Origin of the sequence: Mycobacterium sp. (assembly GCF_035603715.1) — a bacterium.
In the GTDB taxonomy this organism is placed as follows: domain Bacteria; phylum Actinomycetota; class Actinomycetes; order Mycobacteriales; family Mycobacteriaceae; genus Mycobacterium.
The window spans coordinates 1-23,924 of record NZ_DATNJW010000465.1 but is presented as its reverse complement, the minus strand read 5'-3'; the positions used below and the strand labels follow the sequence as shown (position 1 = coordinate 23,924).

At 66.2% G+C, this 23,924-nt stretch carries 25 protein-coding genes, 2 pseudogenes and 1 riboswitch; of the genes and pseudogenes, 10 read left to right on the top strand and 17 right to left on the bottom strand.

Features of this window, described 5'->3' with window-relative positions; translation table 11 throughout:
- The first annotated feature begins 21 nt into the window (after window positions 1-21).
- A complete protein-coding gene (locus VN856_RS19365) occupies window positions 22-1,203 on the top strand; it encodes a putative sulfate/molybdate transporter (RefSeq protein ID WP_325691933.1) in 1,182 nt (393 codons plus the stop codon).
- On the opposite strand, the gene VN856_RS19360 is transcribed toward VN856_RS19365, so the two are convergent.
- The 3 genes from VN856_RS19360 to glp are packed head-to-tail and all read right to left on the bottom strand — an operon-like array spanning window position 1,194 to window position 3,410.
- Entirely contained in the window at window positions 1,194-1,673 is a 480-nt protein-coding gene (locus tag VN856_RS19360; RefSeq protein WP_325691931.1) for a MogA/MoaB family molybdenum cofactor biosynthesis protein, read from the bottom strand. The genes VN856_RS19365 and VN856_RS19360 overlap by 10 nt on opposite strands.
- A complete protein-coding gene (gene moaC / locus VN856_RS19355) occupies window positions 1,673-2,167 on the bottom strand; it encodes a cyclic pyranopterin monophosphate synthase MoaC (protein WP_325691929.1) in 495 nt (164 codons plus the stop codon). The genes VN856_RS19360 and moaC overlap by 1 nt, the downstream gene beginning before the upstream one ends.
- Window positions 2,168-2,204: 37 nt before the next feature.
- The gene (glp, locus tag VN856_RS19350; protein ID WP_325691927.1) at window positions 2,205-3,410 is read right to left on the bottom strand and encodes a gephyrin-like molybdotransferase Glp; all 1,206 of its coding nucleotides are present in this window, start codon (window positions 3,408-3,410) and stop codon (window positions 2,205-2,207) included.
- Window positions 3,411-3,511: 101 nt separating this feature from the next.
- On the opposite strand from glp, the gene VN856_RS19345 reads away from it, so the two are divergent.
- A complete protein-coding gene (locus VN856_RS19345; protein ID WP_325691925.1) occupies window positions 3,512-3,958 on the top strand; it encodes a molybdenum cofactor biosynthesis protein MoaE in 447 nt (148 codons plus the stop codon).
- Between the two features lie 2 nt (window positions 3,959-3,960).
- Here the strand turns inward: VN856_RS19345 and VN856_RS19340 are convergent, their stop codons facing one another.
- Window positions 3,961-4,233, bottom strand: a complete 273-nt coding sequence (locus VN856_RS19340) for a MoaD/ThiS family protein (RefSeq protein WP_325691923.1) — start codon at window positions 4,231-4,233, stop codon at window positions 3,961-3,963.
- A gap of 1 nt (window position 4,234) precedes the next feature.
- Window positions 4,235-5,305, bottom strand: a complete 1,071-nt coding sequence (moaA, locus tag VN856_RS19335) for a GTP 3',8-cyclase MoaA (RefSeq protein ID WP_325691921.1) — start codon at window positions 5,303-5,305, stop codon at window positions 4,235-4,237.
- Between the two features lie 192 nt (window positions 5,306-5,497).
- Between moaA and VN856_RS19330 the strand changes: the two genes are divergently transcribed.
- The 4 genes and pseudogenes from VN856_RS19330 to VN856_RS19315 all read left to right on the top strand — a co-directional run bounded on the left by VN856_RS19330 (window position 5,498) and on the right by VN856_RS19315 (window position 8,210).
- Window positions 5,498-6,733 (top strand): molybdopterin-dependent oxidoreductase, encoded by a 1,236-nt coding sequence (locus tag VN856_RS19330; RefSeq protein WP_325691919.1) that lies wholly within the window; start codon window positions 5,498-5,500, stop codon window positions 6,731-6,733.
- 79 nt (window positions 6,734-6,812) lie between these two features.
- Window positions 6,813-6,911 (top strand): annotated as a pseudogene (locus VN856_RS19325) (pyridoxamine 5'-phosphate oxidase family protein); the annotation flags it as partial.
- Between the two features lie 64 nt (window positions 6,912-6,975).
- Window positions 6,976-7,731, top strand: coding sequence for a class I SAM-dependent methyltransferase (locus VN856_RS19320; protein ID WP_325691918.1), 756 nt, complete (start codon window positions 6,976-6,978; stop codon window positions 7,729-7,731).
- A gap of 32 nt (window positions 7,732-7,763) precedes the next feature.
- Window positions 7,764-8,210, top strand: a complete 447-nt coding sequence (locus tag VN856_RS19315; protein WP_325691916.1) for a hypothetical protein — start codon at window positions 7,764-7,766, stop codon at window positions 8,208-8,210.
- Here VN856_RS19315 and VN856_RS19310 read toward each other — a convergent pair.
- Together VN856_RS19310 and lspA are read right to left on the bottom strand one after the other, a co-directional pair.
- Window positions 8,207-9,133 carry an RluA family pseudouridine synthase gene (locus VN856_RS19310; RefSeq protein WP_325691914.1) on the bottom strand — a complete coding sequence of 309 codons (927 nt, stop codon included), beginning with the start codon at window positions 9,131-9,133 and terminating at the stop codon, window positions 8,207-8,209. The two genes, VN856_RS19315 and VN856_RS19310, sit on opposite strands and share 4 nt — an antisense overlap.
- A complete protein-coding gene (lspA, locus tag VN856_RS19305) occupies window positions 9,130-9,741 on the bottom strand; it encodes a signal peptidase II (protein WP_325691912.1) in 612 nt (203 codons plus the stop codon). The genes VN856_RS19310 and lspA overlap by 4 nt, the downstream gene beginning before the upstream one ends.
- A gap of 58 nt (window positions 9,742-9,799) precedes the next feature.
- Between lspA and VN856_RS19300 the strand changes: the two genes are divergently transcribed.
- The gene (locus tag VN856_RS19300) at window positions 9,800-10,732 is read left to right on the top strand and encodes an asparaginase (protein WP_325691910.1); all 933 of its coding nucleotides are present in this window, start codon (window positions 9,800-9,802) and stop codon (window positions 10,730-10,732) included.
- Here the strand turns inward: VN856_RS19300 and VN856_RS19295 are convergent.
- The gene (locus VN856_RS19295; RefSeq protein WP_325691937.1) at window positions 10,697-12,082 is read right to left on the bottom strand and encodes a DNA polymerase IV; all 1,386 of its coding nucleotides are present in this window, start codon (window positions 12,080-12,082) and stop codon (window positions 10,697-10,699) included. The genes VN856_RS19300 and VN856_RS19295 overlap by 36 nt on opposite strands.
- 121 nt (window positions 12,083-12,203) lie before the next feature.
- Entirely contained in the window at window positions 12,204-13,061 is an 858-nt protein-coding gene (locus VN856_RS19290; RefSeq protein WP_325691908.1) for a DUF559 domain-containing protein, read from the bottom strand.
- A gap of 164 nt (window positions 13,062-13,225) precedes the next feature.
- On the opposite strand from VN856_RS19290, the gene VN856_RS19285 reads away from it, so the two are divergent.
- Window positions 13,226-14,014: a class I SAM-dependent methyltransferase gene (locus tag VN856_RS19285; RefSeq protein WP_325691906.1), complete on the top strand. Its 789-nt coding sequence runs from the start codon at window positions 13,226-13,228 to the stop codon at window positions 14,012-14,014.
- Here VN856_RS19285 and ileS read toward each other — a convergent pair.
- Window positions 13,998-17,111, bottom strand: a complete 3,114-nt coding sequence (ileS, locus tag VN856_RS19280; protein WP_325691904.1) for an isoleucine--tRNA ligase — start codon at window positions 17,109-17,111, stop codon at window positions 13,998-14,000. The genes VN856_RS19285 and ileS overlap by 17 nt on opposite strands.
- A gap of 297 nt (window positions 17,112-17,408) precedes the next feature.
- Between ileS and VN856_RS19275 the strand changes: the two genes are divergently transcribed.
- Entirely contained in the window at window positions 17,409-17,906 is a 498-nt protein-coding gene (locus VN856_RS19275; protein ID WP_325691902.1) for a helix-turn-helix domain-containing protein, read from the top strand.
- 6 nt (window positions 17,907-17,912) lie between these two features.
- Here the strand turns inward: VN856_RS19275 and VN856_RS19270 are convergent, their stop codons facing one another.
- A complete protein-coding gene (locus VN856_RS19270) occupies window positions 17,913-18,719 on the bottom strand; it encodes a thioesterase family protein (RefSeq protein WP_325691900.1) in 807 nt (268 codons plus the stop codon).
- A 153-nt stretch (window positions 18,720-18,872) separates the two neighbouring features.
- On the opposite strand from VN856_RS19270, the gene VN856_RS19265 reads away from it, so the two are divergent.
- Window positions 18,873-19,634 (top strand): lipase family protein, encoded by a 762-nt coding sequence (locus VN856_RS19265; protein ID WP_325691898.1) that lies wholly within the window; start codon window positions 18,873-18,875, stop codon window positions 19,632-19,634.
- Window positions 19,635-19,710: 76 nt separating this feature from the next.
- Here the strand turns inward: VN856_RS19265 and VN856_RS19260 are convergent, their stop codons facing one another.
- The 6 genes and pseudogenes from VN856_RS19260 to VN856_RS19235 all read right to left on the bottom strand — a co-directional run.
- A complete protein-coding gene (locus VN856_RS19260) occupies window positions 19,711-19,944 on the bottom strand; it encodes an Rv1535 family protein (RefSeq protein ID WP_325691896.1) in 234 nt (77 codons plus the stop codon).
- A gap of 272 nt (window positions 19,945-20,216) precedes the next feature.
- Window positions 20,217-20,401: riboswitch (M-box (ykoK) riboswitch) on the bottom strand.
- Window positions 20,402-20,495: 94 nt separating this feature from the next.
- A complete protein-coding gene (locus VN856_RS19255) occupies window positions 20,496-21,101 on the bottom strand; it encodes a TetR/AcrR family transcriptional regulator (RefSeq protein WP_325691935.1) in 606 nt (201 codons plus the stop codon).
- A gap of 14 nt (window positions 21,102-21,115) precedes the next feature.
- Entirely contained in the window at window positions 21,116-21,772 is a 657-nt protein-coding gene (locus VN856_RS19250; RefSeq protein ID WP_325691895.1) for a TetR/AcrR family transcriptional regulator, read from the bottom strand.
- Window positions 21,769-22,893: a nitronate monooxygenase family protein gene (locus VN856_RS19245; protein WP_325691893.1), complete on the bottom strand. Its 1,125-nt coding sequence runs from the start codon at window positions 22,891-22,893 to the stop codon at window positions 21,769-21,771. The genes VN856_RS19250 and VN856_RS19245 overlap by 4 nt, the downstream gene beginning before the upstream one ends.
- A 68-nt stretch (window positions 22,894-22,961) precedes the next feature.
- Entirely contained in the window at window positions 22,962-23,537 is a 576-nt protein-coding gene (locus VN856_RS19240) for a carboxymuconolactone decarboxylase family protein (protein WP_325691891.1), read from the bottom strand.
- A gap of 18 nt (window positions 23,538-23,555) precedes the next feature.
- Window positions 23,556-23,924, bottom strand: a pseudogene (locus VN856_RS19235) (esterase); the annotation flags it as partial.

Sequence of the window (23,924 nt, the reverse complement as noted above, 5' to 3'; positions counted from 1 at the left end):
GCTCTGCATTAGAGTGCTGACATGGTCGGCACGGCGCCAGCGGAGCTCGAGTCAGGGCCAAGCCCATTTCGATTCGATCGCGCGGAATTGGCCGGGGCGGTAGGCGATCTGGGCGTACTGGTCCCGATCGCGGTGGCACTGATCGTGAAGAACGGTCTGACACCGACGGCGGTGTTGTTGCCGGCCGGTCTGCTCTACGTAGTGGCCGGTCTGGTCTATCGGTTACCGGTACCGGTGCAACCGTTGAAGGCGTTCGGGGCGATCGCGATCGCGCACGGTTTCGGCGCCGACGACATCGCGGCCGGCGCACTGCTGATGGGCCTGCTCTTTCTGGTCCTGGGCGCATCGGGCCTATTGGATTGGGTCGCAAAAGTGTTCCCCCTTCCGATTATTCGGGGGATCCAACTTTCGGTAGGACTGCTGTTCTGCCAGTTGGCATGGAGGCTGGTGTCCAGCACGCCGAAGGCGTTCACCGACCACCGGCACTCGGTCTGGTGGCTGGCCGGCGCCACCGTTGTGGTGATCGCCGTCGCGCTGTTGCTGCGGCGTCACCAGATCACCTTGGTTTTTCTCGCCATCGCCGTGGTGGCGATGATCCTGGCCTTCCACGGTTCATTCACCGTCGGACCGTCGGTGGTGCACGTCCCGCACCTGAGCCGGGCCGCGTTCGCCGCGGCCGCCGTCGCCCTGGTGCTTCCACAGGTGCCGCTGTCGTTCGCGAACTCGTGCCTGGCTACCGCGGACACCGCCCGTACCTATTTCGGCGACGCGGCCCAGCGGGTACGGCCGGGACGGTTGGCGACCACGATCGGGCTGGCGAACCTGTTCGCCGGCTCGATCAGCGGTATGCCGGTGTGCCACGGCGCGGGCGGGATGACCGCGCACCGCACCTTCGGCGCGCGCAGCGGGGGCGCCCCGATCATGTTGGGCAGCATACTCATTGCATTGGCCCTGGTGATGGGAGCGACCCTGACCGTGGCCCTGTCAGGTTTCCCGGTGCCGATTCTCGCGGGTCTCTTGACGGTGGCCGGCCTGCTGCACATCACACTGCTGAAAGACCTACGGGGATTCTGGCATTGGGCGCTGGCCATTGCGGTCGGCATCACCGGCTTCCTGAGCAACCTCGCGGTGGCTCTGGTTGGGGCGCTGGTGATTTGGTGGGCAGTCAGGGTGATTCAGACGCGGCGCGCACGTCACGAGTGATCTTTGCCGCCGATCTGGTCCAGCGCATGATCGAGCACGCCGGCGAGCACCCCGAGGCCGTCGCGCACCCCGCCCGGTGAGCCGGGCAGGTTGACCACCAGAGTCCGACCCGCCACCCCGCACAGTCCGCGCGACAGCACCGAAGTCGGCACTTTCGGCAGGCCGGAACGCCGAATCTCGTCGGCCAACCCAGGAATCTCGTAATCGAGCACTGCCTTGGTCTGGGCCGGTGTCTCGTCGGTCGGCGAGATACCGGTCCCTCCTGACGTGATCACCGCGTCGACGCGGTCGGTGACCCCATCACGCAGCGCCTTACCGACCGGTTCGCCATCCGCGACAAGTACCAGCCGCACCGACGAAAACCCGTGCTGTTCAAGCCATTCCGTGATCAGTGGCCCGCATCGGTCGTCGTACACACCGGCCGCCGCGCGGGTCGAGGCGATCACCACCACCGCCGATCGGCCCGTCATCAGCGGGTCCAGATTCCGTGCCGACCGCCGTCTTTGCGCAGCACCCGAATGTCGTCGATCCGCGCCGCCGGGTCCACGGCCTTGATCATGTCGTAGAGCGTCAACGCGGCCACGCTCACCGCGGTGAGCGCCTCCATCTCCACACCGGTGCGATCGGTGCTGTGCACCGTCGCAGTGATATCGACGTCGGTCTCGCCGATCGTGAAATCGACGTCGACGCCGGTCAGCGCCAATTGGTGACACAGCGGAATCAGCTCGCTGGTGCGCTTGGCGGCCAGAACGCCGGCCACCCGCGCGGTGGCCAGCGCGTCGCCCTTGGGCAGGCCGCCAGCCGAAATCAGCTGCACCACCTGCGCGGACGTGCGTAGCGACCCCGCGGCGACCGCCGTGCGCCGGGTGGCCGTCTTCTCGGTGACGTCCACCATGTGCGCCGCTCCCGCGGCATTGATATGCGAGAGCGGACCGGTGGGTGGCGTGGGTGCGGCGTCAGACATCGCCACCCATTCTGGCAGCCTCACGGCACTTGCCGGGTTAGTCGATGTCCCAGACCTGCACCTGCGTGCCGGCCGAGACCTCGGTCGCGTCTACCGGAATGTCGATCAGGCAGTTCGCCGACGCCAGGTAGCCCACATGATGTGAGCCGGCCGGACCGTGGCTCGCGACGGTGTTGGTGGCGGGGTCGAAGACCCCTCGGCGGAACTGGCGTTTACCGGCCGGTGCGGTCAGCGTCTCGGCCAGCACCGCCGATCGCCGCGGCCGTTGCGGCGCCGGCAATCCCATCGCGGAGCGCAGCGCCGGACGGATGAAGACCTCGAAGGACACCAGGGCACTCACCGGATTTCCCGGCGCTGTGACGATCGGTGTGCCGGCGACTCGGCCGGTGCCCTGCGGCATGCCGGGCTGCATAGCCACTTTGACGAACTCCACGCCCTGATCGCCGGTTCGCCCGAAAGCGTCCTTGACTACCTCGTATGCGCCTGCGCTGACGCCGCCGCTGGTGATGATCAGATCCGATTCTGCGGCGTACTGGTCGAGCACTGCGGTGAAGTGTTGTACGTCGTCGCTGGCGGTCACCGCGGCGACCACGTCGGCGCCGGCTTCGCGGATCGCGGCGGCCAGCATGAGCGAGTTCGACTCGTAGATCTGTCCTGGGCGCAGCGCAGCACCGGGCGAGACGAGTTCAGATCCGGTGGAGATCACCAGGACGCGCTGGCGCGGGACCACTGTCAGTCGGTGCAGGCCGAGTGCGGCAGCCAACCCGACCACCGCCGGGGTCACCACCTGCCCGGCCCGCAGCACCGTGGTGCCTGCCGCGACGTCCTCGCCCGCTCGGCGGATGTAACGCCCCTCTGCGCTGGGCGTGGTGATCGTGACGACGTCGGTCCCGCCGTCGGTGGCCTCGACGGGCACAATTGCGGTCGCCCCGGCTGGGATCGGCGCACCGGTCATGATGCGATGTGCGGTCCCAGTCGCGAGTGTGGGGATGTCGGTGCGGCCAGCCGGAATATCCTCGGCGACAGGCAATTTCACCGGATGCTCAGCTGTTGCCGAAGCCACTTCATCGGCGCGTACGGCATAGCCGTCCATCGCGGAATTGTCGAATACCGGCAGCGACAACGCCGCGTTCACATCCTCGGAAAGCGCCAGTCCTTCGGCGTCGCGCAACTCGACGGCCACGGCGGGCCGCGCGGTGATCAACTCGGCGACGACGCGTTGATGCTCCTCGACCGACCGCATACCGTCAGTCCGAAAACCGTTGGCTATCAATCATCGACAAACTCCACCCAGCCGTGCCTTCGCTGTCGAAAATCTCGAAGTTGTCAATATAGTTGCTTTTCATGGAAAGTCGTGGTCCGGCGCTAGCTCGGGTCGTGCGGGCGGCGCTGACGGACCAGCCGATTGTGCTGGCCGAACACGAGGAACTGGTGCGCCATCATGCGGCGGGAGCTGTCGTGGGATTCGTCGGTGCGATTCGCGACCACGACGGCGGGCGGCACGTATTGAAGCTGGAGTACTCCGCGCACCCGTCGGCCGCCGACGTCATCGCCGAGGTGGTCGCTGACGTCGCCACCAAATCGGCCGGAGTGCGGGCGGTTGCGGCCAGCCACCGGGTTGGCGTGCTGCACGTCGGCGAGGCCGCCCTGGTCGTAGCGGTCGCCGCCGACCATCGCCAGGCCGCATTCGGTACCTGCGCGGAACTTGTGGACGCCATCAAGCAGCGGCTGCCGGTGTGGAAGCACCAATTCTTCGCCGACGGAGGCGACGAATGGGTGGGCTCGGCGTAGGGCTATCCCCCGGCGAACGGCGGCAGGACGTCGATCGTGTTGCCCGAGTACAGGGGCTGCGCCTTGTCGTGCACCGCCACCCCGTCGCATAGATACGAGCACCGCAGCATTACCCGGGCCAGTTCGGGACTCCGGGTGCTCAGCTCATCGACGAGGTCCCCGACCGTGGCGCCGTCTCGCACGGTCAGCTCTTCGGAGTCGGAACCCGCGGCGGCGCGGGCGGCCGCGAAGTACCGCACACCGACCTCGATCAGGCGCGCTGTCCCGGCAGTCACCTCAGCCGCCGATCGCGCTCATCGACCGCTGCGGCTGGACGAAGTCCGGCGCGTTGATCCCGTGTCCTGCCGGTTTGTCCCACATCGCCGCCCGCCAAGCCGCCTCGATTCCGGCGTCGTCGACGCCGTTGCGCAGCAACGCCCGCAAGTCGGTTTCCTCCGTGGCGAACAGGCAACTACGCAACTGTCCGTCGGCCGTCAGCCGGGTTCGGTTACACGTCGAGCAGAACGGTTGTGACACCGAGGAAATGAGCCCGACGTTGCCGGTGCGGCCTGTCGCGGCATCGGTGATTCGCCACAGCGCGGCCGGCGACGCGCCCCGCGGGGTGATGTCGGGTGTCACCGCGAACGCTTGGCGCTCAAGTTCCGCGAGCACCTGATCGGCGGTGACCATCGTCTGACGCCGCCAGTGGTGTCCGGCGTCGAGCGGCATCTGCTCGATGATCCGCAGCTGATAATCATGCTCGAGGCAGAACCGCACCAGCGCGACTGCGTCGTCCAGGCCGGTCACCGGGTCCAGCACCGCGTTCACCTTGACCGGCCGCAACCCCGCCGCGGACGCCGCGGCCAGGCCGGCCAACACGTCGGTCAGTCGGTCGCGGCGGGTGATGGCCGAGAAGTGCGCGGAGTCCATGCTGTCCAGCGACACGTTCACCCGGTCCACGCCGGCGCGGGCGAGGGCCTCCGCACGTCGCGACAACAACACCCCGTTGGTGGTCAGCGCGAGTTCCGGGCGCGGCCGCAGGGCAGCTGCCTCGGCGACAACGTGCTCAAGGTGCTTGGCCAGCAACGGTTCTCCACCGGTGAACCGCACCTTCGTCACGCCCAGTCGGGTCACGGCAATCCGAACCAGCCTGACAATCTCGTCGGGCGCCAGCAGTCGCTCCGCGCCCAGCCATGGCAGACCATCCGCAGGCATGCAGTAGGTACACCGCAGGTTGCAACGATCGGTCAGCGACACCCGTAGGTCGGTCGCCGATCGTCCGTAGCTGTCGATCAGGGGACCCGCGGATGGGGCGCAACCCGCGGGCTGACGCGGCACCAACGGGACACCGAGCGTCGTGATCGTCACGGCGCCGCCCGGATCTTGGTCGCCCGCTCGCGTTGCAAAAGCATCGCTGGCCATTATCCCCTGCGGCGGCAGTCGGCGAATCTTCCGGTAGAAATCAAAAGCGGTTCAAGGAAATAATGGGTGTCCGGTCCTCTCGCGGTATGGGTGCTTGGGTCCGGCCACAACATATTGGAACCAGCGCATGGAGAAACCATGACCTCAGATTCCACCTACCCGACCGCGAACGGCAAGCGGTTCACCCTGGACGTGGACACCCAAGCCGACGTGCCCGCTTACCAGGACTGGGCACACACCGATCGTCTGGACAATTTCACCGTCATGGAGGTCGACGGCAAAAGCCGCTGCCACGGAATGCAACTCGAGGGTCTGGCCTACCCGATCACACCGATCGGGATGCACTACCTGCTGATCCACTACGACATCCCCCAGATCGACGAGACGAGTTATCGAGTCAAGGTCGACGGCCTGGTAAAGAACGAGCTGACTCTGGACATGGACTACTTCCGTAGCCGGCCGAAGGTCACCATTCCGGCCACGATGGAATGCTGCGGCAACGGCAGAGCGAGTCAGAGGTGGCGCCTGTGGGCGCACGTCCCGTGGAATCACGACGCAATCGGGACGGCCGAGTGGACCGGCACGCCGCTGCGTGGGGTGCTCGAGGAAGCCGGCCTGGAAGACGATGCCGTGGAGATTCTGTTCACCGGTCTCGACAAGGGCATCCAGGGGGGCGAAGTCCAGTACTTCCAGCGCAGCCTGACCGTGGATTACGTGATGAACCCCGACAACGACGTCTTGCTGTGCTACGAGATCAACGGCCAGCCATTGCCACCCCAGCACGGATTCCCGCTGCGGCTACTGGTCCCCGGCTGGTTGGGCATGACGAACGTCAAATGGATCGACTCGATCGAAGCGACCTCCACCAGGCTCACCGAGCGCCAGATGAAGTGGTACAGCTACGCCCAAAACGACAACGACCCCAACCGCATCCCCGCCACCTTCCAGCAGGTTCGGGCACTGATGGTCCCACCGGGCATCCCCGACTTCCTCTGCCGGATCCGCCACCTCGAGGAGACGTCGGCTGTCGAGCTGCGCGGTCGCGCCTGGGCCGGCGGACTTCGCGTCGACAGCGTGGAGGTCAGCGTCGATGGCGGAAATACCTGGTCGTACGCAAAACTCGACTCACCAATGGGCAAGTGGGCCTGGGTCGGATGGACATTCACCTGGGAGAACGTCACTGCGGGTGAGTACACGCTGAGGTGCCGCGCGAAGGACGAGCGCGGCAACATGTCGAAAGACGACGATTCAGCCCACGACTACTACGCGATGGACATCACCAAGGCGCAGTACGTCGATGTGAACGTCTATCCCAGAGGCACTCTGACACCGCTGAACAAAATCGAGCTGCCGGTCCAGTTCCCGTCGCTGTGAGGCAGGTCGGCCCTGCCGTTCGGCACCTACGCTTTGAGGATGGGTACCAAGCCCGCAAAAACGTCGAAAGCCGCAGCGGGTGGTGCCGACCCGCGCACTGCTGCACCGCAACGCCGACCCGAACATCCCCGGATCTGCCGCAGGCTTGCACGACTGTGTCGTGGTTTCCACTCCATAACGGCATGTGGGCCAATTCACAACAGTGACCTACGATTTCACGACCCGTCAACGACAATGCAGGGATGAGCCGGTCATTCGACGAGTTGGTGTCCGAAGCCGCCGCCGCGCCGATCGACGGCTGGGACTTCTCCTGGCTGGACGGCCGCGCCACCGAGGAACGACCCTCGTGGGGGTACCAGCGACTGATGAGTCAGCGGTTGGCCACGGTGTCAGCCGCCCTGGACATCGATACCGGCGGCGGCGAGGTGCTGTCCGGAGCGGAGACCTTCCCGCCCACGATGGTCGCCACCGAGTCGTGGCCGCCGAACGCGGCGCTGGCGACGAAGCTGCTGCACCCGCGCGGCGTCGTGGTGGTGGCAACCCGCGACGAGGCGTCCCTGCCGTTCGCCGGCGAGGCGTTCGACCTGGTGACCAGCCGGCACGCGACGGTGGTGCGCTGGCACGAGATCGCCCGGGTGCTTCGGCCCGGTGGCGGCTACCTCGCGCAGCAGATCGGGCCCGCGACGATGTCGGAGCTGTTCGAATATTTCCTCGGTCCTCAGCCACACAAATGGGCCGAGCTGCAGCCGGAAATCCAGACCACGCAGGCCCAAGCCGCCGGCCTGCAGGTGGTGCAGATGCGCATGGAGCGGCTTCGGGCGGAGTTCTTCGACATCGGCGGGGTGATCTACTTCCTGCGCAAGGTGATCTGGACGGTGCCGGACTTCACCGTCGAGCGCTATCACGATCGGCTGCGCGACATGCATGAGCAGATCGAGGCGAGCGGTAGCTTCGTGGCGCATTCGACGCGGCTGCTCGTCGAGGCCCGCAAGCCATAGCGATCACCGAGTCTGGATGCGACGATCTGCGTATGAGCATGGCGGGCATGGGCCTCATGGGTCTGGTGGCGGGCGCGTCGACGGCGGGCGTCTTGGGCATCGTCAGAGTTATCGGCGACACCTGGCTGCCGCGGATGGCGGCGAGCTCTGAGCAGAAGCACCAGATGATGTCCAGCCTGCAATCTCGGCGGCACGACTCGGTCCAAAGCTGGCGAGCCGGCTTGGCGAATGCCCGGGATACCTATCGCCAATGGGCTGCCGGACCTCGCGACCACGACCCGCCCAACGCCGTCGGCGACGAGTGGTTCGAAGGCCTGCGACCACACCTGCCCAACACTGGCGAAGCCGCCAAATACCGCACCGCTCTTGACGTCAACTGCGACAACCCGACTGTGGCACTGCTGTCGCTGGAGATCGGCCGGATCGAAAGAGAATGGGTCGACGAGGCGAAGGGCTATCCGCGCCGAGCGCGAAACTAGCCGTCGTCGCGCAGGACGTCCAGCGCGTGTTGCAGATCCGGTGGGTAGGGGCTGACGATCTCCATCTGCCGCCCGTCGCCAGGATGGGTAAAGGACAGCGACCGGGCATGTAGCCATTGGCGTTCCAGCCCAAGCTTTTTCGCGAGTTTTGGGTTCGCGCCGTAGGTCAGGTCGCCACAGCAGGGATGGTGCAGTGCGGCGAAGTGCACCCGAATCTGGTGTGTACGGCCGGTTTCCAGGTGTACGTCGAGCAGGCTCGCGGCGACGAACGCTTCGACGGTGTCGTAGTGGGTCAGGCTGTGCCTACCGTCGGACGTGACGGCGAATTTCCAGTCGTGGCCCCGATGACGGCCGATCGGTGCGTCGATGGTGCCGCTGGACGGATCCGGATGTCCTTGCACCAGAGCGTGATAACGCTTGTCGACGGTGCGCTGTTTGAACGCCCGCTTGAGCAGCGTGTACGCCCGCTCAGAGATCGCAACGACCATGACTCCGGAAGTACCGACGTCGAGGCGGTGCACGATGCCCTGCCGCTCGTGCACGCCGGAGGTGGTGATCCGGTAGCCGGCCGCGGCCAGGCCGCCGAGCACGGTCGGCCCGGTCCAGCCCACCGACGCATGCGCGGCAACCCCGGCCGGCTTGTCGACGGCCACGATGTCGTCGTCGGAGTACAGGATCGTCATGCCCTCGATCTCGACGGGCGTGTTCTCCAGCGGCGCGGGCGGCTCGGGCAGCCGGACCTGGAGCCACGCTCCCGCAGTCAGGTGATCCGACTTGCCGGCCGGCGCCCCGTCCAGCTCGACTCCGCCGTCTTCGGCCAGTGCCGCGGCGGTTGTGCGCGACACCCCGAGCAGCCGCGCCACTCCGGCGTCCACGCGCATGCCCGCGAGGCCCTCGGGCACCGGCATCGACCGATCGGTCATTGAGTGTCGTCGACGTGCTCGGCAGGCTCATCCGCCGCGTCGTCGGCCGTCCGGCGGCCGACGGTGTCGAAATCGAATCCGAGCGCCGACAACGTGACCAGAAGAATTGCTCCGCCAACCACCGACGGGTCGGCGACGTTGAACACCGGCCACCACCCGATGGACAAGAAGTCCACGACGTGCCCGCGCAACGGGCCCGGTGAGCGGAAGAACCGGTCGACCAGGTTCCCCATCGCGCCGCCCAGGATCATCCCGAGGCCGACCGCCCACCATGGCGACACCAACCGGCGTCCCATCCAGAAAATCCCGACCACGACCGCGCTCGCGATCAGCGTCAGCATCCACGTGTAGCCGGTAGCCATCGAGAACGCGGCCCCGGAGTTGCGAACTAACGTCCAGGTCACGGTGTCGCCGATGATCGGCACGGGCTGGCCGGGGGTCAGCAGCTTGACCGCCAGCACTTTGGTGACGATATCGAGGGCGAGCACGACCGCCGCGATCGACAACAGCAGCGGCTGCCGCCTCCGAGGGGTCTGCGGCGCCTCGGCTTCTCCGGCCGCATCGGCCTCGGTCACCGGCTCAGCCGAGCCCGTTGGTTGGTCCGTCACGCCTCCATCATCCACTAGGGGTGCCACGGAGACCCGCCGCGCCCGGGCGCGCCGCGCGATGCGGGATGATCTCCGGGTGAGCCGAGTGACGGTCATCGCGACCGGCGGGACGATCTCCAGTACCACCGCAGCCGACGGAGTGTGGCGGCCGAGCCGCGGTGGAGCGGAATTGGCCGCCGGCCTCGACGTCGATGTCGTCGACGTGATGGCCAAGGACAGTTCGCAGTTGATCCCGTCCGACTGGGATCTGATCGGTGCGGCGGTGCGCGAGGCGGCCGGCGGCGCCCAGGGCGTGGTCTTGCTGCACGGCACCGACACCCTCGAGGAGACGGCGTTGTGGCTGGATCTGACCTACGAGGGCGCGGTTCCGCTGGTGATCACCGGTGCTATGCGCAGCGCCGACGCGCCGGACGCGGACGGGCCGGTGAATCTGCGCGATGCGGTGGCGGTGGCCTCGGATCCCGGCGCCCGCGATCTCGGGGTGCTGGTGTCGTTCGCCGGGCGGATATTGCAGCCGGCCGGCCTGCACAAGGTGGCGGTCGCGCACGCGTTCGCGGGCGAGCTGCTCGGCAGCGTCAACGGCGGGGTGAGAATCCTGCAAACCAAGAGTCGTCACTTCCTCGGCGAGCTCAGCGCGGCAACAGCACCGCGAGTCGACATCGTCGCGGCGTATCCGGGAGCTGACGCGGCGGCGATGGACGCGTGCGTGACTGCGGGTGCGGGCGGCATCGTGCTGGAAGCGCTCGGTTCCGGTAACGCCCCCGACGCGGTGATCGACGGGGTGCGAAGGCACTGCCGCGACGGTGTGGTGATCGCGGTGTGCACCCGGGTCACCGGCGGGCGGGTCAGCCCCGGATACGGCCCGGGCCATGATCTGGTCGATGCCGGAGCGGTGATGGTGTCTCTGCCGCCGAGTCAGGCGAGGGTGCTGACCATGGCCGCGTTGGCGGCGCGGTTACCCCTGCGCGACGTCGTCGGTCGCCTGGGCTGACGAGCTTTCAGCGACGGCGGCAAGGTAGTCGGGCCAGTCGAGGCTGTCGAGCGGATTCGCCCGGGCGATGTCGTCGGTGTCGGCGGCGAATGTTCGCGCCGGGCCCGGCCCCGAGCCGCGGGTTTCGAACCGCACGGTGACCACGCCGTGGCCGGCGCCCTGTACCCAGCCGTGCCCCAGCTCGCGGTGTGCGACGTCATCTCCAATCCGCCACTGGGTGTCCGTCGCCGCCGGCGCGACAGCGTCCCGCTCGGCGTGCACGGTGTCGGCTCCCTGATCGGTATCCAGCATCGCCAGCTCCAAGTCCGGGAACAACGAGTCCTGCCGCACATTGGTCAGGCCCGAAAAGCCCACGCCCAGTAGGCGAATCGGCCCTATCTGGCGCGGATCGAGCAGCAGCCGCCGGGCCATCGCGGCCAGCGCGGCGGCGTCGGTGGTCGCATACGGCAGGGTTGCCGAGCGGGTCAGCGTGCTCATATCCGATTTTTTCAGCTTGACGGTGACGGTCCGGGCGCCACGACCGTCACGAGAGAGTCGTTGGTGGGCATGCTCGGCGATCGGGGCGATCGCCTCGCGCAATTCGTCGAGCGTGGTCAGATCGGTGGCGAAGGTGGATTCGGCGCTGATCTGTTTGGCCACAGCGCGTTCGGCCACCGGGCGGTCGTCGATCCCACGCGCCAGCCGGTGCAGCGCGGGCCCGATCGTCGCACCCAGGATGTTGGCGGCCTCGGCTTCGCTCAGCGCAGCCAGCTGCCCGATCGTCTCGATGCCCAGCCGATGCAGTTTCTCCTCGGCAACCGGGCCGATCCCCCACAGCTTGCGCACGGCGAGGCCGTCCAGCAGCCGTTGCTCGTCGGCACGCCGGACGACTTGGATGCCATCGGGTTTGGCCAGACCGGACGCGATCTTGGCGATCTGTTTGCCCGACCCGGCGCCGACGGAGGCGATCAGGCCGGTCTCGTCGCGTACCCGTCGGCGCAACTGCGCGCAGAACTCCTCGACCTCGGTCTCGGATGCGCTGATCAGTTCCGGCGGCTCGCCGAACGCCTCGTCGAAGGAGAGCTGCTCGACGAGCGGTACCACGGTGCGCACGGTGTCGAACACCCGGCGGCTGGCGACGCTGTACACCGCGCCGCGCGGCGGCAGCACGACCGCGGTCACACCGATCAGCCGGCGTGCCTGGTGCATCGGCATGGCCGACCGGGCCCCGAACACCCGCGACTCGTAGCTGGCACCGGCCACCACGCCACGTCCGCCCAGCCCGCCGACCAGCACCGGCCGACCCTGCAGCGTGGGCCGGGTGAGCTGCTCGACGGACGCGAAGAACGCGTCCATGTCCAGGTGCAGCACCCAGCGGGAATCCACAATCCCCGATGCTATTGGGCTGGCGGACGGTCAAGCGTTAGCCGCGAGAGTGCAACCAGCGAGGCGTCTACTCGAGAAACGTGTCGCCGATTGCACTCTCGCGGCGTCATACCCGGAGACCGCGCGAGCGTAGCGCCTCGCGGACCCGCGATATGACCACGTCAGGGCGATAGCGCAGTAGGTCAGCGCTTACCCGGATCAGGATCCATCCCCTGCGCTGAAGGTCTGCGGTGCGGTCGATGTCGTTAGCGCGGACGCGGGAGTCGGTCCAGTGCTGTGCACCGTCGTACTCAATGCCGACCTTGATCTCCGGCCACCCCATGTCGATCCGGGCCAGCACCCTGCCCCAGTCGTTGAGGACCTCGATCTGCGTTTGCGGCCGCGGTAAACCCGCGGCCATGACCAGCAACCTCGTCCGCGTCTCCTGAGGTGACTCGGCGCCGGCATCGACAAGTAGCAGCACCCGCCGCAGCTGCCGCAGGCCGCGAGCTCCACGATGGACGCCGATCAGCGCTTCGACATCGGCGGCCCTGACAGCCGTGGCGCGAGCCAGAGCGTCGATACGGATGACGGCGCGCTGGAGACCGGGTCGTCGACCCAGGTCAAAGACTGTGCGGGCGGGCGATGTCACCGGAATCGCGTTGACGGTCACGGTCTCACCGGCCAGCAGCGTCTCGTTACGTGTGACGATCAACGGCGGCGGACGTTTTCGAGCGGAGATGAGTTCAGCGGGTTCCCGCGCATCGACCCACTTCGCGCCGAGCAGCGCCGCCGCGGAGTTACCCGCGACAATTGCTTCTTTTCCCGACCAAAGCCAGGCAGCAACGGCACGGCTTTCTGCGTTTAGCTCTACTCCACGACCCAGGTAGACGTTGCGGTAGACACGCGTGCACGACCGGCGGAGCTCATGCTCGGTCACACGCTTGGCCCGCAGCGCGTCAGTTCCGACGAACGGTGATTCCAAGACCCATCCTCATCGCCGAAAGTGCAACCACCGACGCGTCTACTCGAGAAATCCCTCGGCAGATGCACTTTCGCGGTCAAACCTTAGACAGCATGGCCCGCGGGTTGTCACCGATCTCCACAGCCCCTGGCAAGGACGGGGTTTCGTGGTGTAGACGTCGACGCATGTCAGTCGAGGAGATGCCGCACCAGCTGCGGCACGTAGCGGAATCTTTTGGAATAGACGCCGGACGATACGACCGGGCACGCCCGGCCTACCCTGACGAGCTGATACAGCGCGTCATCGCCGCCAGCCCCGGCACCGACTTCCTGGATGTCGGCTGCGGCACCGGCATCGGGGCGCGCCAGTATCGGGCATCCGGCATCAATGTGCTCGGCGTCGACGTGGACGCCCGGATGGCCGGATTCGCCAGGCAGACCGGGATCGAGGTCGAGATCGGCAAATTCGAGGAGTGGGACGCGCGCGGCCGATCCTTCGACGCCGTCGTCGCGGGACAGGCCTGGCATTGGGTCGACCCGGTGCTCGGCGCCGACAAGGCAGCGCAGGTGTTGCGGCCGCACGGGCTGCTGGCGTTGTACTGGCATGTCTTCGATCCGCCCACCGAAGTCGCCGAGCCCTTCGATGAGGTCCTGAACCGCGTCGCTCCCGACGGACCGCTGAAGAGCCCCGGTCTCGACCTCCAGCAACGCAATCTCAGCCGGGCAGTGGATGGCATCCACGCCGCAGGCGGCTTCGCCGAACCCGAGCAGTGGCGCTTCGAATGGCAGCGGCACTACACCCGCGACGAGTGGCTTGACCATCTGGCCACCACCGGTCAGCTGACCGTCCTACCCCCGGAGCAGCTGGCCACCGTGCTGGATACCGTGGGGGCAGTGATCGATTCGATCGGGGGCGCCTTCACCATGCAGTACGTCACGCTGGCTACCGTCGCGGTGCTCAACTCTTCGAAATAGCCACCCGCACGCCGTCGCCGATCTCGGCGCCGTCGGTCGGTTCGCCGAATTCGAAGCTGGTGGCCAGGATTTCGCCGGCGATCAGGTCGCGATGAACGCCGGCCCACTCTGCTCGCCCGGCCGGCACCGACATGACCACGCTGATCCGGTCGGAGACATCGAGGCCGGCCGATTTGCGCAGCTCCTGCAATTCCCGGATGCGGTCCTTGGCCCAGCCCTCGGCCTCGAGCTCGGGCGTGACGGTGGCGTCCAGTACCACCAGCCCGGCCCCGCCGGGCAACGGCGCGGTGTACTCGGGATCGGCGGCCACCAGCCGCGAGCTGTACTCCTCGGGCAGCAGCAGCGCAGGACCGGCGGTCAATGTGCCGTCGGCATTGACGACGCCCTCACCGGCCTTGACCGCCTTGATCGCGGACTGCACGTCCTTGCCCAACCGCGGACCCGCAACTTTGGCGTTGACCGTCAGCTCGAAACGACCGTAGCCGGCGATGTCGTCGGTCAGCTCCACCGCCTTGACGTTGAGCTCGTCGGCGATCAGATCGGTGAACGGCGCCAATCGCTGCGGATTCTCCACCGCCACAGTCAGCTTCGGCAGCGGCAGCCGGACCCGCAGCTTCTTCGCCTTGCGCAGTGACGACGCCACCGAGCACACCTCGCGCACCTGGTCCATCGCGGCGACCAACTCGGGGTCCACGGGCAGCAGGTCGGCCGCCGGCCAGTCGGACAGATGCACAGAGCGCTCACCGGTGATCCCGCGCCAGATGATCTCCGTGGTCATCGGCAGCAGCGGCGCGGCTAGCCTCGCGGTCACTTCTAGCGCGGTGTGCAACGTGTCGATCGCGTCGCGGTCTTCCTCCCAGAACCGCGAACGTGACCGTCGCACATACCAGTTCGTCAGCGCCTCGGTGAATTGGCGCAACTGCTCGCATGCCCCCGAGATGTCGCAGCCATCCATCGCCGCGGTCAGGTCGTCGCGCAGCACCGCGAGTTTGGCCAGGATGTAGCGGTCCAGTACGTGCGCCGAATCAGCCCGCCAGGTGCCGACTTTCGGCGCGTAGAGGGCCAGGAAGCTGTAGGCGTTCCAGAACGGCAGCAGTACCTGGCGCACGCCGTCGCGAATGCCCTGCTCAGTCACGATCAGGTTGCCGCCGCGCAGGATCGGCGAGGCCATCAGGAACCACCGCATGGCATCGGACCCGTCGCGGTCGAACACCTCGCTGACATCGGGATAGTTGCGCAGCGACTTACTCATCTTCTGGCCGTCGCTGCCCAGCACGATCCCGTGCGCCACACAGGTCTTGAATGCCGGCCGGTCGAACAGTGCGGTGGCCAGCACGTGCAGCGTGTAGAACCAGCCGCGGGTCTGCCCGATGTATTCAACGATGAAGTCGCCAGGGTAGTGCGTGTCGAACCAGTCCCGGTTCTCGAACGGATAGTGCACCTGGGCGTAAGGCATTGAGCCGGAGTCGAACCACACGTCGAACACGTCCGGGATGCGCCGCATCGTCGAACGTCCACTCGGGTCGTCGGGGTTGGCCCGGGTGAGCTCATCGATATAAGGCCGGTGCAGGTTGTCGGGCCGAGTGCCGAAGTCGCGCTCGAGCTCGTCGAGGCTGCCGTAGACGTCGATCCGTGGATAGGCCGGATCGTCGGAGACCCACACCGGAATGGGCGTGCCCCAGTATCGATTTCGTGAAATCGACCAGTCTCGCGCACCCTGCAGCCATTTGCCGAACTGACCGTCTTTGACGTGTTCGGGGTACCAGGTGATCTGCTGGTTGAGCTCGACCATGCGGTCACGGAAGTCGGTGACCTTGATGAACCACGATGAAACCGCGCGGTAGATCAGCGGATTGCGGCATCGCCAACAGTGCGGGTAGGGGTGATCGTAGGTCTCCTGCCGGATCAGCACCGCACCGTTGGCAGCGGCCGGACCGGTGTGATTCTTCAAGTCGCGGATGATCTGCGGGTTCGCGTCGAAGACGTGCTGCCCCCGGTAATCCGGAACCGTCCCGTCGAAGCGGCCTCTGGCGTCGACGGGGGTCACCGGCACGATGCCGGCTTTGTCGGCGGTCTCCTTGTCGTCCTCACCGTAGGCCGGGGCCAAGTGCACGATCCCGGTGCCGTCATCGGTGGTCACGAAGTCGGCGCTGAGTATCTGAAAAGCGTTGGGCGAGTCCATGAAGTACGGGAACGGCGGCCGGTACGTGGCACCGACCAGGTCGCTACCGCGGTAGCTGCCCAGTATTTCCGGCTCGTCGCCGAGTTCTCGTGCGTAGGCGGCCAATCGGGCCTCCGCCAGCACGACACGGTGCTCGCCGGCGCGCACCTGCACGTAGGTAACGTCGGGATTGACGGCCACGGCCTGGTTCGACGGCAGCGTCCAGGGTGTAGTGGTCCACACCAGGAGGTGAGCACCCGCCAAATCCCCTTCTGGGACTGCGAATCCGACGGTAAGGGCCGGGTCTTGCCTGCTCTGGTAGACGTCATCGTCCATCCGCAGTTCGTGGTTGGACAGCGGAGTCTCGTCGCGCCAGCAATACGGCAGCACGCGGTAGCCCTCGTAGGCCAACCCTTTGTCCCACAGCTGCTTGAACGCCCAGATCACCGATTCCATGTAGGGCAGATCAAGCGTCTTGTAATCGTTGTCGAAGTCGACCCACCGTGCCTGCCGGGTCACATACGCCCGCCATTCGTCGGTGTACCGCAACACCGATTCACGGCAGGCGTCGTTGAAGGCGGCGATACCCATTGCGTCGATCTGAGATTTGTCGGTGATGCCGAGCTGCCGCTCGACCTCGAGTTCGGCCGGCAGGCCGTGGGTGTCCCACCCGAAACGGCGCTCCACTTTGTATCCGCGCATGGTCCGGTACCGAGGGACGATGTCCTTGACGTATCCGGTGAGGAGATGCCCGTAGTGCGGCAGACCATTGGCGAAGGGCGGCCCGTCGTAGAACACATACTCAGGGGCGTCGGCGCGACGGGCGATACTGGCCTGGAACGTATCGTCGGCCGCCCAGTACTCGAGGACCTCGAGTTCCTGCGCCGGCAGATCGGGCGCACCGCCGGCGGGCTTCGGATAGGTTTTCTCGGTCACTGCGCGTCGTCTCCATGTGCCGCTCTCAGGCACGGGGACGACGTCGCGCTGGTGCGCAAGCGCCGCGGTACCACCCCGCTTGCCACGCATCGGCGTGGCCGCTCAAAGTCGGCTGTCACGGGCCTACCCGTTCGGTTCTACTGGGCCTATTGAGTGCTGCCGGCGGCTGTTCTTCCGAAGGCTCCCCGGTGATGGCCGGATCGACGCCGTGCAGGCAATTCTACGGCGCACCCAAACCCGGGCGACCCCGGCCCGCTGACTCATGAGAATTAGTGTCAGCCGAGCTACGCTGGCGCCATGACCGCCACATCTGATGTCATGACGCTCAGCGGACGCGGGACCGGCGACGATCGATCGGTCACCCATGAATGGTGCCCGATCGAACGGTCGCTGAAAGACATCGGCACCAACTCTGCGCTGCTGCTACTGCGCGAAGTGTTTTGGGGTGCACGACGATTCGAAGACCTCGCGCGTAAGGCCGACATCACCGAGCAAATGGCCGCGATTCGGCTCAAGCAGTTGGTTGAAGCGGGGATCTTGACCAAGCAGCCCTACCAGGAGCCCGGCCAGCGAACCCGTTACGAGTACGTGCTGACCAGCCGGGGTCGCGAGCTCTTCCCGGTGATCGTCAGCCTGATCGAGTTCGGATTGCTGCTGCAGGGCGACTCCAGACGCCTGGAACTGGTGCACGGCGACGGGTGCGGAGCGTCGATTGTTTCCCAGGTCCAGTGTGCGCAGGGGCACGTCGTGCCGTTGGCCCACACCGAAGCGCGGATTACCAAAAAGAAGCCCTGAACTCGATCAGCCCTTGAAGTAGACGATCTGGTAGGTGGTCGCCAACAGCACACCCGCACGGCTCCACAGCTGCGCATTCTGGTCGAAGAATCCACGGTCGAAGCGGTCAGCGCGGGCCGTCGCCAGAATGTAGTCGCCGCCGAGGGCGTCCAAATGCTGACTATCGGCGTGAAAATACGTGGTCATGGAAATGGTGCCGGCGGGAATTACCCCGCGACGCAAATACACTCGCGGAAAAAAGATGTCGGACATCGCGGTCAGTGCCGGAAAGTCGACCTGGCGCTGCGCGGCGTCGCGTACCCAAAGCGTGGTCGTCGAGGACGACCCTGTCTGCACTGCCCCACCGGAGAACGAGCCTTCAGCAAAACGCATGTCGTACAACTCAGTCCAGACCGGCAGGTTGTCGCGACTGCCGCGGGATATCTGCTCTGGCGCCGGCGCGGCCGGTGGCTCCGCTTGGGTGTCTGACCAGGTGTCGCGGCGGATCCCGAATATCGCGGTGGCCGTGGTCTTGACCGCGCCATCCTGACTGAGTTCGACGATCCAGTGTTGATTGGTGCGGTTGGTGCGCGGCGCCCGGCGCGAAATCTCGAAATCGCCGTCGGCAATGGGCGCGGCGAAATTCACCGTCAATGCCACCGGTTCACCAAGACAATCGGGATGCACTTGGATAGCCCGCAGCAAGGTCGCGGCCGTGACACCGCCGAAGGGTCCGACCATGTTCGCCCACTCAGGCCGAGTAGTGCCCCGGACGACATCGTCGTCGACAACCTCGAGAGCAATCGCGCGGTCAAAGGCGTGCGTGTCGGGCATCGAAATGACATCTCCTGAGTTCGGCTCTGTCGCAGCCGGGTTCGCTGTCGTCAGCGGTGAGAAGGTGGTTCGCAGGTTAGCGTACATCTGGCTCAACAAGCATCAAGACAGAGGTTGAGCGTCCCGACGCTGAGGTCGTCCTAGACTGCGGCTGTGGCTTTCGACCCGACTTTTGCGCGCGACGTCGCTCTGCCGTTGGCGCAAGCGGCCTACACCGTGATGGGTGGCAACACCGCGGCTCTGCCGGCGGGTTACAGCCAGACCAGCCTCATCCAGGCGGACGCCGTGATGCTCACCGCGATGCCTAATCCGCATCCCGCCGTGACCGCGATGACCAACAACACCAACATCTTCGGGCTGATGGGCCAGAACCCGGCCAGTCGAACCGCATTCGTGTCTTTTCGCGGCACATCCGATCTCGCAGAGTGGATCGCCGATATCGACGCGATACCCGACGACTACCGTCCGATCAGCGGGTTCGGGCAGGTGCATTCCGGCTTTCAGGAGGTCTACCAGCTCGTCCGCAATAACATCGCCACCCATCTGTCCGCAGCGGTGGCCGGCTGCGATCAGATCCTGATTACCGGCCACAGCCTTGGTGCGGCACTGGCAGTTCTCGCGGCGCCTGACATCGCCCAGAACATGCCACCGAACACGATCGAGCCGCGGCTGATTACGTTCGCCGGACCCCGGGTCGGAGTGAGTGAGTTCGCCGAGAAGTTCAACGCTGCGATCGAAAGCTGTTTCCGCGTAGTGAATTTTCTCGACATCGTTCCCTTGCTGCCGCCCGCGCCGTACGTCCATGTCGGCGCGCAAATCAGTGTCGACAGCGGCGGGCAAGCCCAGCTCGGCTGGCGGCATAGCCTTGCCGCATATCAACAAGGACTGTCGGCCTTCATCGCAGCGCAGCCGTAACGAAGCGCTCCCGGTACCGGAGCTTTATCACGCCTCAGATACCGGGAGCGTCACAACGCAGCCGCCGGAGCGCCTTTCAGGCGCCCACTTCCAGGATGCCCGCGCGCCACAGCGCAGCGTAGAGCTGCCGCAGCGGAACACAGAGCAGCCGAGCAGCGCCCTCGACCAGCGGGTCGGCGCCTGTCATCGGAAGGTCAGACCGCTTGGAGGTCTTCGGCGTCGACGGTGTGGTCGGCGTCGGGTCAGGGACCACCCTGAGCCGAGGTGTGGACGTCGCCGCTACTACTTCGTCGTACAGAACAGCGGTCATGATCGCCTCCTACGCAGAAAATCAAACGGGCACAACGGGATTCGATGTCCGTCCGAAACGGCGTGGAGCAGATCTCTGCAGAACGCTTGGGCCGAGAAAGGCTCAGCTGAAGACGACGCGCCGCAGGCCGGTTCGGGACGAAACGGAGCCCGGATATCGATCCGGACTGTCACTGGAACTCATGCGTCCCTCACCTCCTCGCGGTCGCAGCACGTGCGGATTACCGCACAAATGGCACGCAAGCAGGAATACAGAACCCGACAGAGCGGGAAACCGCACCCCACTCGTAGAGTTTCGGCACTACACGGCGTATCCGGGCCTACAAAAAAATGCAAGGCCGGAAGCCACTTGGGCTCAACCCTTAAGCCGGGAGGAGCTGTCCTGACCCTGGGCGTCTCTCGACGTTCGGGGTCAGTGGCCTGTATCCGTGTAGACGCCTCACCTAACGAGGTGCTTACCCTGACGATGATGCCCGAACATTCCGCCCGGGTCAATTCGCCACGCCGATGACCCCTGACCAGCCGTTATGGTTCCGTAACCTGGCCAGGGGGCTAGTCGGGCCGCAACCCCTTCATCACCAGCGCGACGATGAAGTCCGCGGCCTCGGCCGCAGTGATGCCGTCGTCGGTGGTCAGCCGACGGTGCGCAATCTGCCCGATCAGCACGGTCAGGGTGTAAGCCACCAACCTGGACGGTGCAGCCACTATGTCGCCGCGCCGCTGCCCGGCGACGACAAGGGCTTCGATGTCGTCGATGTAACGCTCGTAGACGCCGGCCAGTTTCTCGTTGAATCGGTTGTTCTTGGTGTAAGCGTCGCGGAACAGCAACTTGGTGGCGGCACGATCGGCCTCGAAGAACTCGAACATCGCCCGCAGTGTGGCGCGAAACGGCACCTCCGCGTATCCGAAGCTTGCGCCGCTTGCGGCCAGCGCGACCGCCACGTGGGTGCGCAGGGCGTGCTCCTGTTCGGCGATCAACGCCTGGAACAAGGCGTCCTTCGAGTCGAAGTACTGGTAGACGACGTCGAACGCCAGACCGGCCTCTTTGGCGACATCGGCGGTCGTCGTGGCGTCAAACCCGTTGCGCGAGAACACGTTCTTGGCGGCAGTCATGATCTCGTCACGCCGCGGCTCGCTGACCATCGGGCGAGTCGGCATGGGACCGTTGACACTCACGGCTCCACCTTCGAGCTCTTGCGGGGCCGCAGCCCGTTACCGATGAACTCGACGACGAAATCGGCGACGTCGGCGGCGGTAACGCCGTCGTCGGTGATCAGCCGACGGTGAGCCAGTTGCCCGATCAGCGCCGCCAGGCTGTAGGCCACCATCCGCGGCGGGGCGCTGATCACTTTGCCGCGCTGCTGGGCGACGGCCATGTACTGGTCGATATCGTCGATGAACGACTCGTAGATGCTGTTGAGGTGCGTCTCGAACCGTTCGCCCAACGCGTAAGCGTCGCGCAGCAACAGCTTGGCGGTCGCCTTGTCTTTTTCGAAGAACTCGAAGGTCGCCTGCACAGCAGCATGCAATGGCGCCCAGCTCCTATCGGATCGCTCGCCGGTACCGGCCAGCGCCACCGCGACGTGAGTGCGTAACGCATATCCCTCGGCCGACATCAGTGCGTCAAACAGGTCGTCCTTTGAATCGAAGTACTGATAGATCGAGCCGTATGCCAAATTCGCCTCTTTGGCGACGTCGGCGATTGTTGTCGAGTGAAAACCGTTGCTCGCGAACACTTTTTTGGCCGCAGCCATGATCTCATCGCGCCGCCGCAGCTTGTCGTCGTCGCTGACCGCCGGCCGCCGACGCGTCCGGGTCTCGCCGCTCACCGGTCCACCAACTCGTCGAGTCGCCCGACGGCGTCGATGAACTCAGAGACCATGTCCAGCACCACTGACGCGGTCGGCTGCACCTTGTTCAGCGAGCCCACGACTTGACCGACGAAATAGGTGGCCAGCTCGCGGGCTTTGGCGTCGGGCTGGGCGGCGGCCCGGTTGATACGGATTTGGGGGTCGCCGATCAACGCGCTCTGCAAGGGCATCCCGAGCGGATCGGGGCTGTCGGCCCGCTCCCACTCATCGGTCCAGGCGGTGCGCAGCATCCGCGCGGGCTTGCCGGTCAACGACCGCGATCGCACGGTGTCCGATGAGCTGGCGGCCAGGAATTTTTCCTTGACGACGGGCATCGTTTCGGCTTCCTCGGTGGTCAGCCAGACCGAACCGCACCACACGCCCTCGGCGCCCAAAGCCAGCGCCGCGGCGATCTGGCGGCCGCGGGCGATGCCACCCGCGGCCAGCACCGGCACCGGGGCCACCGCGTCGACGACCTCGGGGACCAGCACCATCGTCGAAACTTGGCCGGTGTGACCGCCGGCCTCGGTGCCCTGGGCGACGATCAGGTCGACACCGGCCGCGGCGTGCCGCCGCGCGTGCTCGGTCGTTCCGGCCAGCGACGCGACCAACACGTCACGGTCGTGAGCGTGGGTGACCAGGTCCGGCGGCGGCGGCCCCAGCGCGCTGGCGATCAGCCGGATGCGGTGGGCGAATGCGACATCGAGCAGTGGCTGGTAACCCTTCGGCGAGATGTTCAAGTCGCCCGGCGGCAGTCGCTCCTCGTCGGTGGGGACCGCAATCCCGTAGCGGACCAGCAAGTCGTCGACGAACGCGCGGTGCTGTTCGGGTACCAGTTCGCGGGCCTGCGTAGCGTCAATCCCGCCCTGCTCAGCGCCGACATATTTGGGCGGTAAGAGCAGGTCGACGCCATACGGCTTACCGCCGGTCTGCTCCTCGATCCAGGTGAGCTCGGCGTCCAGGCGCTCCGGGCTGTGCGCAACCGCTCCCAGGACACCGAACCCGCCGGCGTTGGACACCGCAGCCACCACGTCCCGACAGTGGCTGAACGCGCAGATCGGGAACTCCACCCCGAGCATGCGCGCGACCCCCGTCTGCATGCCCGGAAGGCTATGAGTTAGTGATTGACGTGTCAATCGGACGTGGCCGCCGAGAGACACGAGGCTGTTTATCGGTTGGGCGACTGGCCATCCGGCGGCCAGCTCGCCACATCGTCTTCCAGCGGCACCTGCAAGCTGTGCAGAATCGATGCGATCATGCGCCACCCACTGATCGCGGCGACGAGCTCGATGAGCAACGCATGGTCGGCGCCCAACTCGCGCTTGCATGCCGCCCAGCTCTGCTCGCTTACCGCGCCGTCGCGCACCACATCATCCGTGGCGGCAAGCACCGCCCGCTCCGTCGGGCCAAACCCGTCGTGGGACTGCCAATCCCGAACGCCGAGCAGGTCATCGGCGCTCACCCCGAGTCCCTGGGCGACCCGCCAGTGCTGTGTCCATTCGTAGTCGGAGGCGGTGAGCCAACCGATCCGCATGATCGCGAGCTCACGTAGCCGCGAGTCGAGTTTTCCGTGCCACAGCATGAGCGCGAGCAGATCGTTCAGGCGACCGGCCAGCGCGGTGTGGTTCAGCAGCACCTGAAAGATCGCCAGCTCGGCCATGTAGTCGGGCACACCGGCTTCGTCCGCGGCGGCTTTGGCCTCGTCCAGCGGGAGACGGGGTACGCGGGCTTCTCTAGAGGTCACGCTGGCTCGCCTACCCCGCTAGCCGGCAACGGCTCCTGGCTCGGCGAAGGGCGAACCGAAGTCGGCCACCCGCTCGAACCCGTCCTTGCGCGCCTGGGCTGCGCCCCTCCGCAGCAAGGCGCTCGTCGCGACGAACCCGGCGTGGTCGACGACCACGAAGGGAGTCAGCAACCGGTTGTGCACAAATCCGAACGCGAGGCCGCTCTCCGGATCGGCCCACCCGAGCGAGCCGCCCAGTCCGACGTGGCCGAAGCCGGGGATCACGTCGAACGGCAGTCGGTGATAGCCGAGGTGGAATGCCAGCGGTATCACCAGGTTTCCGTCAAGCCGTAGGCTTCGCCGTCCGGTGAGACCGGCGGTCACCTCCGGGGACAGGAATCGGCTGCC